We start from the raw sequence: 10,816 nt of genomic DNA, 5'->3' as shown, positions 1-10,816 counted from the left end.
CTTTAATCATACTGCTCAATATGAATTTAATGTTTTACCAGGTAGCCCGCTGGCATATTGGGCCAGCGCATCATTTCGTGAGCTATTTGCCAAAAGCCCATCTATCGCAGATATAGCAAAACCTCGTCAAGGGCTTGCAACTGCAAATAATGACGAATTTTTAAGATGCTGGTGGGAGGTGTCGCACACAAAAATAGGATTTAACCTTCCATCGAGAGAGGCTGCTTCTAATAGTGGGTTTAAATGGTTTCCCCACAACAAGGGCGGGACCTTTAGGCGATGGTATGGAAATCTTGACTGGGTTGTCAATTGGGAAAACGATGGTGCAGATATCAAGCAAGACAAGCTGACTAAGCTAGAGCAAGGGCTTTGTCTTCCTAGCAATTCAAAGCCTAAAAATATGCCATTCTACTTTCGCAGCGGCATTAGCTGGTCCGATCTCACAACAAATCTATTTGGCGCAAGATATGTACCTTCAGGATTTGTCTTCGATGTATCTGGGCCAACTATGTTCCCTACAAATGAAGATGACATGTTTTGGCTCTTGGGATATATCAATAGTTCTGTTTTCCAAACCTTCCTCGAGATCTCACTGCAAGGCATTCATTACAGTAACGGCGTGGTTAGCTCCATGCCAATTCCGAAAGTAAGTGAATCGCTTAAGGGAGGGATTTCAAATTTAGCCAAGAGAGCCTATGTAATCTCTAATGAAGAGTGGGATCGCAACGAAATATCTTTTGACTTCGGAAACACAACGGTTTTTTCCGGGAATTTAATTCGAGAAGGGATTGAATGCGTACGAATCAAACGCGAGCAGGCTGATAATGATCTTACATCAATAGAAAAAACAATTAACCAAGAGCTTATTTCGGAGCTGTATTTGGAGGAGGATATTTCGGTTGAGTTAAAAAATAACGCTCTTGATGCCGCTGATCAATCCGGCGATAATCTCATTCAAATTCTTAGCTATGCACTTGGCTGCGTAATGGGTCGCTACTCCCTAGACCGTGAAGGCCTAGTCTATGCACATGCTGGCAACCAAGGCTTTTCCGAACTCGTCGCCGAAGGTGCCTATAAAACTTTCCCCGCCGATATCGATGGCATCTTGCCGCTGACCGATCAGGAATGGTTCGTCGACGACGCAACCAACCGCTTCCGCGAGTTTGTTCGCACTGTCTGGGGCGAGGAGCATCTGCAGGAAAACCTCGACTTTATTGCCGAGAGTCTGTGCCTCTATGCAATCAAGCCCAAGCGTGGCGAATCGACGCTAGACACCATACGCCGTTACCTGAGCACCCAGTTCTACAAAGACCACCTCAAGACCTACAAAAAGCGCCCCATCTACTGGCTGTTTAGCTCCGGCAAGCACAAGGCCTTCGAGTGCCTGGTTTACCTTCACCGCTATAACGAAGGCACCCTGGCGCGCATGCGTACAGAGTACGTCATCCCCCTCACCGCCAAGCTCAACACCTACGCTAACAAGCTAGCCACGGACATCGAAAACGAAACAGTCACGTCCGAGAAAAAGCGCCTTGAAAAGGAACTTGCCACTCTCCATAACCAGCAAGCCGAACTCGCCACCTTCGACGAAAAACTTCGCCACCACGCAGACCAGCGAATTAGCCTGGATCTGGATGAGGGCGTGAAGGTGAACTACGGCAAGCTTGGGGACTTGTTGGCTGAGGTTAAGGCTGTAACAGGCGCCAAGGGCGACTGACCACCCGCATGGAGCATTACCGATGACACTGAAAGCATTCCGCGGCAGACCCTTTGAGCATACGCACGAGAATCGAGCGTTCAATGAGCTGTTTGATTTGCTCGACGTACACTGTTCAGACTCTGGACAGGACTGGTACCTGCTGGGAAATTTTTATGTGGGCAGCCGTGAACTGGATGCCATGGTGATCAAGCCGAACGCGGTGATCATCCTCGACTTTAAGGAGTTTCGCGGAAAATTAGAGTTTTCTGAAGACGGCCCTTGGCTGATTGAAGACGAGGAAGCGGGCAGCAACGTCCAAGTAAAGGGCGGCGCCAGCGTCAATCCGCTGCGCCAGTTGCGTATCAATAAAGGGGCCATGCTTGATTTTTTGAGCCGGAACTTTACCGACCTTAACGCGACCTGCAACTGGCGGCATGCCGCTGCTCTGGTAGCCTTTCAGGGGCCGATTGAATTCGATCACCGCCAGTTACCCGGCTTGATAAAGCCATGGTTCCATATCAGCGATATGGGACGGATCGTTCGCGATCTGGACGCCATTGTCAGCCGGGAGATCTTTCTCTCGCGCGAAAACATGGAGCGCCTCACGGCTCAACTGGGGATTGATCCTTTTGTTCCGGCAGGCGCTCCCAAACTCAATCGATTGAGCGGCCGGGAGACCTCAGCGCGCGATGGACACAGATTGACTCAGCAGCAGAGTCAGGCATTGGGCGAGTTCTCGACCTGGCTGAAATCTGGCAGCGGCGTATTTCGACTCGCCGGCATGGCATCAACCGGCAAGCGCTTCTTGTTCCCCCACCTTGTGGATGCATTGGAAGAGGCCGGTGTCGAATTGCTCCTATTGACCCCAAGTGCACGGATTTCCTCGACCTATCAACACCCTTTAGCTCAGCCCGTTTCTATCTATACTTGGCTGTACAGCCAGCAGCCCAATCGTTTTGAGACTAAAGACGGTCGCAAAGTAGGGATTCACGAGATAAGAGAGGATCACCTTTTACAGGGCAAAATCCCTGTATTGGTGGATGCCCATCTGCTGAGTGACGAAGAGTTTGATGTGGGGGACCGGCGTTATGGTTCCGGTCGACTGATTCATGACTTTCTCTCGGTTATTGCAAAGCATAAAACACCTTTTGTGGTTATCGGCGATCCCTATCAGATGCCTAGAGGATCACTGCAGCGTTCCCTGATCAGCGGCAACATGCTGGAACAGTTAGGGCTCAGCGTTGTCAGCTACCTGTTGACCGAACAGATTCTAGATGTCGGAGATGACGCGCTAAGCAAACTGCAGGCGCATCTCGTGAATAGCTTAGACAAAGGCCGCTTCAATAAGCTGCCACGCCTGTCAGGCAAGCGTCTTGATATTCTTGAAAACGTCAATTCAAGGGGCTGGGTGCCGGACATATCCAATGTCCGCGCTGAATCCATCCTGGTTTGTGGCACTCATGAACAAGCCGCCAAGGTCAATGGCGCGGTGAAAACAAAGATTCTGGGGCATCTCAGTCCGACCAAATTAGCGGCGGGTGACCGGATTGACTTTCACAACCGCACACCGATCCTCGCGTCCGAGCCAGATGCAATCAATCAAAGTACGATTCGCTGGGTCAACTCCGGCGATATTGGTCTTGTCGGCCTTGTTGAGGAGCGTCTTGAAACTCATTTTGTTGAACTTCGTGGGCGCAAAGAGCCAATACGCCTTCACTTCCAGCGAGCCAGTTGCCGGCTGCCAGGCTTGGGAGAAGTGGAGTTCCGCTACTTGGTAGATTACTTTGAAGCTGATCGGCCTGACATCACCGGAGACCAGTACCTGGCGCTCCAAGTGCTCGCTGGACAGCTTGCCAAGCCAGAGCTTGAAGTGCACAAGCAGCGACTACCGGACAAGACTGATCCCCGCTATAAGCAGGCAAGGGCCGAATATGACAGGCTTGAATACCAGGTTCTTCAGGCGCATGGGTATCTGTCTGCAGCGCTTATCCGTCCAGCTCATGCATTGACTCTACATCGTGCTCAGGGGCGTCGCTGGCCTAGTGTCTGGGTAAATGCATCACGCAGCGCTTCGAGTGAAAAACCCAACAACGCCGACTATTTCCGATGGCTGTATACCGCCTCCGTCGGTGCTGACGAGACCTTCACTGTCCGACAGATGCCCTTGCTCAGTCCCCTGAGCAATGCAGCTGTGAGCCGCGCCCATAACATCAGAATTGGTACTTTCCCGCTCAAGCACAGTCTGTTTTATGACGCATTTCGTCACCCCACAGAACAGGAAGCCTCGATGGCTATGCCGTCGGGTTTCAGCGACATGGCATTGCGCCCGCTTTTTCTTGAGCTAAGCGAACGGCTTGCCGATTCAGACTGGAGCCTTAGCGACTGGCGTGAGCATAGCTATCAGGTGGTCATCACGTTCTCTTACCAAACAGCCGCTACAAACATTCGAGTCAGACTGCATTACGACAAAAACTTTGCCGTCACCAACGTGGTTTTTATCGACGGCAATGATATTGAACAGAAAACCATTAGAAAGCTGCTGATGAAGCCTTTCAAGCCACAGAGCGAAACCTTGGCTGAAGCTGTCGAGACACTTCAGGAGCTATTGGCTGCGTATAACTTCGTGATAATCGAGGGGACGGAGGCCAGTTACCGGGTGCAGTTGACGCTTGCAGTTGATAACGAAGGAATTGAAATCCAGGTTGATGCTAACAAGGAAGGAATGGTCAGCTCCATACGGGTCTTGAAAGCGTCCACAGAAGGTATCGTACAACAACTGGAGAAAGCTCTGGCGGTGCAGTCATGAGCATTTTTGATGATATTCGGGATCACAAATCGCGTGAGGATCTGGAAGGCGCCTGGCAGGTAGGCTCCAAGGCATTGGAGAAAGACTCTGCTAACACGTTCCTAAAGACTTCGCTGTTTTGGGTCATTTATTCAGAGCTGAAAAAGCTGCTGGAGCCTATCAAAACACGCGATAACAAAACGCCGTATCCCAATGAGCAGCGGATGATTGATCTTTGGGCATCTCGCATTCAACTCCTTCAGCTAGAGCTCCCAAGTGAAAATATTGATTTCCGCCTGTGGAATCTTTTCCGTGAAATCGGAAAGTTTTGCGATCCGATCTGTCTCTTCATTTTGCAACGCGGCCGTGCACTGTTTAGTCCAGACGATCACAAACCATTCAGCACAGAAAAAGGAGAGTCACCCAGCGTTGTACTGCGACTGGCACGCATGGTGGCCGTCAATTACCTGCACAAAGGCTTAGAGAGTCCCCTTCCGGCAGGTCGAGTCGTCGCACTTATAAACTACGCACTGGATAAGACTCAGGACTCATCGAAAAGCAAGATTTGGCTTGAATACGATAAAGCCAGGATTTTTGTAACTGCCGGCGACATCGTGAGGGCACGAGACGCCTATCTGTCTGTGCTCAGAAACAAGCGCGGCGAATCCTGGGCATGGTTTGGCTTGGCCAAGACCTATGAAAACGAACCGGAAAAAGCTATTTGCCTAGTCTCTTTCGGCTTAACCTGCGCTCACGACCCCAAGTTCAGCATCCCCGGACTGGTGCGACTGGCGGAGTTACTTGCCCAGACAGGCGTGCATGATTACGCCTCAAAGGCACTGGTAAAACTGACAAAAATCTACAGCAATAATGGCTGGGCGCTTAAAGGCAGCATCGTTGAGCTTACGTCATCTGCATGGTTTGACGCATCGCTGGATACCAGTGATCTTGATGCTCATGTAGAGGAGCTCGCAATAGGTGCCAATCAGTACGCCATGGCCAAACCAACCTACTTGTCAGGTGTACTTTTTTCAGTACACGAGTCAGGTAAAGGCGCCACGATTTATATCCACAGAGATCTTAAATTTTCTGCGCGAAAGGCTGTATTTGAAAATCGAAAAATCCCTAAGCCTGGAACTCTTGTGAAGATCTTTTGCGACATGGGCTCTGAGAGTCATGATGTCGTTTCGGTTGAGAATATACAGGTGATTGAAACTCAGGATATCCGTTTATTCAAAGGAAGCTTGAAAGTAAGCGAAAAAGGATTTGGGTTTGTAAATGGCGACATTTTTGTCCCGCCAGGTCTTGTTGAAGGCGTACAGCGGGACGCCGAGGTTGCCGGCGCAGCCGTTATGTCTTTTGACAAAACCAAGAGCAAATACGGGTGGAAAGCTATTACCCTGTTTAAAGAAGTTGGCTCACCAAACTCAGGTGAACTCGGACCATTGCAAGGCCAGCCATGAATTACAACTATGGTGACAACCCTGGCTTTTCGAGAAATAAATCTCCGGATGTTTTCAAGGACGACATCTACGCCGAAAAAACGTACATATTGATGAGTTTCGGGCCGTCAGGGATGCATTGTTGTCTTACGATGACATGTCCCTCGCTGACCTCTCGTTTCCTGTTTCAGGCTTAGGCGAATAAGTGCATGAACACCCAACAACTGACCCAAGGCCTGAATCAGGCATTCTTCAAAGAAAATCACCGCATCGTTTTCTGGTACGACCCTGAGCAGGGCTTCACGGATGAACTCGGCCAGCTCGATCTGCCCGGCGTTCAGGTGCTGAACATGCACGGGCATTCCACCTTCGGTACCAAGCTCAAGCTGGAGCTTGAGGACACTGAAAGTAAGTACCTACTCTATTTCCCTTGCGCCGAACCAGACGCGAATGATGACTGGCTGCTGGACATCAAGCTGTACTCGCGCAGTTTCTACGCTGACAAAGTGTCACTGATATTCAATGACCTGGGCTTACACCAGCAGGTGCTTCGTGAACATCTAACCAAACGTGAGCGCTTCCTTGGCAGCAAGGTTCGTCTAGCTAGCGTGAAGCGTTTGATCCAACCAACTGACACTGAGCATGAGCTGGATCTGGCGATGATTGCCGTTGTGCTGGGTGCAAGTGGCAGTGACGTCATGACGCTGCTTTGCACTTTGGCCGATGGTGCCGTACGTGACGATCTGGGTCTTGAGCAGAATCCAGCGGTCATCGATGAACTGTACAAGCTCGACCTGATGCCTGCGTTGCTGCAGGCCCTGCGTGACGAGGTAGGCTATCCAGCCTCCATCGAAGAAATCAGTGGCGATAAACCCTTCAGCTTTGGGAATTTCCTAATTCGACTGCTAGCAACCGGGTTCTGCGAAAGCATCGGCGATATACCCAGCTGGGCATCCGCGATTGCTATTCCCTCAGCCAGCGCACGCGCTACTTCACGTGCACTGCTTTCCCGCTGGCGTGACAGCTCACGGTTTTACCAAGCCTACGATGAGATTTCCGGCTGGGTCGGTGAGGCCCTGCATATCACCCAGAAGATTGGTGAAATCTCGTTGGAGAGCTTGGCCAATGTTGCAACCTTCGAAGCCGTCGAGCGGCAGATCATTGTCGATCTGACCAAGGCTATTCCGGAGGCAGATCCGCGCGACCTCGGTCTGTTTGCGAAGATCATTTCCGAGCGACTGGATAACTATTGGGCGACTCGCCATAAGGACGATGAGACACGCCGCAAGTACCGGCTGCTATACACGGCGCTGTCGGCTGCAATCGACCTGTTTACGCTGCGCCACCAGCACGCTGCAGGCTTCCACTTCACCAGTTCAGAGGCACTATACAAAGCCTATGAGAGCGAGCTGTATCGCTTTGACACGGCTTATCGCCATTATTTCGCCGCCTCTCAACGCGCCCACGTCGAGCTGCTGAAGAAGCTCGATGAGGCCGTCGAGCAGTGCTATGCGTATTGGTATCTCGATCAGCTCGGACGCTCCTGGGGCGACCGCGTTGAGGCCGAACAGCGCTTGGAGCACTGGAAAATACCTGGCATTCCTAACCAGCATAATTTCTATGAGCGTTGGGTAGCGCCCATGTTGGAGGGGCATCGTAGCAAGCGTGTTGTAGTAATCATCAGCGATGCCTTCCGCTATGAAGCCGCCGTCGAGCTGTGCCAGCGCATCAATGAAAAGCGTTACAGCAAAGCCAGCCTGAATAGCCAATTGGGCGTATTGCCGAGTTACACCACGTTGGGCATGGCGTCCCTGCTGCCACATCAGACGCTGGAATATCGCGAGGGCAGTGATGGTGTTTTTGTAGACGGACTCAATACGGGCAACACCATCGCTCGCGACAAGGTTCTTGCCCAGCATGGCGGCATGGCCGTGACCGCACTTCAAGTCAAAGAGTGGTCCCGTGACGCTGGGCGTGAAGCGCTGAAGGATCAGCAACTGGTATACGTCTATCACAATGTGATCGATGACCGCAGTGACAAGGGCGGTGGCTCCGAGGTGGATACCTTCCATCACGTCGAGTTCGCCATTGAGGAGCTGACTGAGCTGACCCGCAAGATCCTCATGCACTTTAACACCAGCACGGTGTTGATCACGGCCGATCATGGGTTCCTCTTCCAGCAGAGCAAGCTTGAGGCGGCGGATCGCACCTCACTCGCAGAGATGCCGGATAGTGCGATCAAGAGTAAGAAGCGCTATGTCATTGGCCATACTCTGCCTGCTGCCAAGGATGTCTGGCAGGGATCGACCAAGCAGACCGCGGGCACAACATCAGACACTCAGTTTTGGATACCCAAAGGCGCGAATCGTTTCCACTTTGTCGGAGGTGCACGCTTCGTCCATGGCGGGGCCATGCCTCAGGAAATCGTTGTGCCTGTGCTGATGGTCAACCAGTTGCGCGGTGAGAAAGCGGAGAAACGCACCAAACGTAAAGTCGGCGTGATCTCACCGAAATCAGCCCTGAAGATGGTCACCAATATCCAGCGCTTTGACCTGATTCAGACCGAGTCAGTCAACGAACAGGTGCTTCCAGTAACGGTTGCTGTTGCGATCTACGAAGGGGAGCAGTCAGTCTCCAGCGAGGAGGTTGTAACGTTTGATTGCGCGACGGACTCCATGACCGAGCGCCTTAAGCAGGTACGCCTGTCACTATCAGGCAGTGACTTCGACCGGCAGAAAGATTACTTCCTGGTGATCCGCGATAAAGATCTGAACATCGAGCTTGAGCGCTACCGTGTGACGATTGACCTGGCCTTCACTGACGACTTTTTTTGAGAGTACGAGACTAGATGGAAACCCAAGTGGATAAAGATCTCGATCAATTGCTCAACGAGCACTTCACCGGTCGCGTGGTGCGCAAGGACCTGACCAAGCTGATCAAGGAAGGCGCTAACGTACCGGTTTATGTGCTTGAGTACTTGCTGGGTATGTACTGCGCGTCCGATGACTCAGAGGTGATCGAGCACGGACTGAAGAATGTGAAGACAATTTTAGCCGAAAACTACGTTCGCCCGGATGAGGCTGAGAAGGTCAAGTCTCTAGTTCGCGAGCGCGGTACGTACAAGGTGATCGACCGAGTCACCGTGCGTCTGAATGAGAAAAAAGATCGCTACGAAGCCTCGTTCAGCAACCTCGGCATCAAGGACGCGGAGATCTCTGCCGGCATCGTCAAGGAATACGAGAAGCTCCTTGTTGGCGGTATCTGGGTGATCGCAACGCTGAGCTATTACCACGAGGAAGGCCAATCTGGATCACCGTTTGGCGTCACGCTGCTCAAGCCGATCCAGATGCCGAATATGAACATGCAGGAGTTGTTCACCGGGCGCGCCGCCCTGAACACATCGCAATGGCGCGAGGCCTTGATCCGCTCCATCGGCATGGAGCCCTCGACCCTGGATGAGTCAGTACAGTGGCATTTGCTGGCCCGCATGGTTCCCTTCGTGGAGAACAACTACAACGTTTGCGAGCTCGGCCCCCGCGGTACCGGCAAGAGCCACATCTACAAGGAATGCTCACCGAATAGCATGCTTGTTTCTGGCGGCCAAACCACCGTCGCTAACCTGTTCTACAACATGAGCAGTCGCCGTATCGGTCTGGTCGGTCTTTGGGATGTAGTGGCATTCGATGAGGTGGCAGGCATCAACTTCAAGGACAGGGACGGCGTGCAAATCATGAAGGACTTCATGGCCTCCGGCTCCTTCGGTCGTGGCCGTGAGCAGATGGAAGCCTCCGCTTCCATGGTCTTCGTCGGAAACATCAATCAGAGCGTCGAGTCGCTGGTGAAAACTAGTCACCTGTTGGCCCCCTTCCCTGAGCAGATGATCGACGCCGCCTTTTTCGACCGATTTCACGCTTACATTCCTGGCTGGGAAATCCCAAAAATGCGCCCGGAATTTTTCACCAATAGATACGGACTGATCGTCGATTACCTGGCTGAGTTTTTCCGCGAAATGCGCAAGCGCAGCTTTGCGGACGCCATAGACAAACACTTCAAATTGGGTAACAACCTTAATCAACGTGATGTGATCGCAGTACGCAAAACTGTATCCGGTCTGCTCAAGCTGCTCTACCCGCACGATGTGTTCACCAAAGAAGACGTGCGCCAGTGCCTCGAATACGCACTTCAGGTCCGCCGCCGCGTGAAAGAACAACTAAAGAAGATCGGTGGAATGGAGTTCTACGATGTTCACTTTAGCTACATCGACAACGAAACCCTCGAAGAGCACTTCGTCACCGTGAAAGAGCAAGGCGGTGGTGGTCTGATCCCTGAAGGGCCAGGAAAGCCCGGTTTTATCCACACTATAGGCTTGAGCGGCAAAGGCATGCCTGGGCTATATAGGATTGAACTGCAGGTGACCAAGGGTACTGGCAAGCTGGCTACCTCAGGTCTATGGAATTCCAGCTCTGCCAAAGAACAGGTGAAAATTGCCTTTGACTACTTCAAGGCCAACGCCTCGCGCATCAGCGCTTCGGCTAAGGTGCTGGAGCACGACTTCCATTTACATGTCGTTGAACTGCAAAACACCGGCCCTCTTACTCATATGGCCCTACCCAGCTTAGTAGCTTTTGCTTCAGGCCTAATGGGCAGGCCTGCGCAAGGTCAAATGGTCGTGCTCGGTGATATGAGCTTGGGCGGCAGCATCACGCCAGTTGAAAGTATCGCCGAGTGCCTGCAAGTGGCTTTCGACGCGGGAGGAAAGCGCGTTGCGCTTCCTATGAGCAGTGCCAAGGACATCCCCAGCATCCCAGCCGAACTGTTTACCAAGTTTCAGACCAGCTTTTATGGCGAACCAGTAGAGGCTGTATTTAAGGCGATGGGGGTTGATTGAAA

General features: G+C 52.0%; 5 protein-coding genes. All 5 read left to right on the top strand.

The features are described from left to right. A partial coding sequence (pglX, locus tag YA0848_RS33330) for a BREX-1 system adenine-specific DNA-methyltransferase PglX (protein ID WP_198731527.1) occupies positions 1–1,717 on the top strand: 1,717 nt, incomplete at its 5' end. A 22-nt stretch (positions 1,718–1,739) separates the two neighbouring features. Then, positions 1,740–4,505 carry an NERD domain-containing protein gene (locus YA0848_RS33325; protein ID WP_198712542.1) on the top strand — a complete coding sequence of 922 codons (2,766 nt, stop codon included), beginning with the start codon at positions 1,740–1,742 and terminating at the stop codon, positions 4,503–4,505. After that, positions 4,502–5,947 (top strand): tetratricopeptide repeat protein, encoded by a 1,446-nt coding sequence (locus tag YA0848_RS33320; protein WP_198712543.1) that lies wholly within the window; start codon positions 4,502–4,504, stop codon positions 5,945–5,947. Before YA0848_RS33325 ends, YA0848_RS33320 begins: the two co-directional genes overlap by 4 nt. A gap of 188 nt (positions 5,948–6,135) precedes the next feature. Next, positions 6,136–8,760, top strand: a complete 2,625-nt coding sequence (pglZ, locus tag YA0848_RS33315; RefSeq protein ID WP_198712544.1) for a BREX-1 system phosphatase PglZ type A — start codon at positions 6,136–6,138, stop codon at positions 8,758–8,760. A 14-nt stretch (positions 8,761–8,774) separates the two neighbouring features. Continuing rightward, the gene (gene brxL / locus YA0848_RS33310) at positions 8,775–10,814 is read left to right on the top strand and encodes a protease Lon-related BREX system protein BrxL (RefSeq protein WP_126588216.1); all 2,040 of its coding nucleotides are present in this window, start codon (positions 8,775–8,777) and stop codon (positions 10,812–10,814) included. The last annotated feature ends 2 nt before the right edge of the window (positions 10,815–10,816 follow it).

The sequence above is a fragment of the Pseudomonas sp. S4_EA_1b genome (assembly GCF_016307435.1).
Classification (GTDB): Bacteria; Pseudomonadota; Gammaproteobacteria; order Pseudomonadales; family Pseudomonadaceae; genus Aquipseudomonas; species Aquipseudomonas rhodesiae.
The sequence above is the reverse complement of the archived record's forward strand: the minus strand, read 5'-3'. Positions and strand labels throughout refer to the sequence as shown.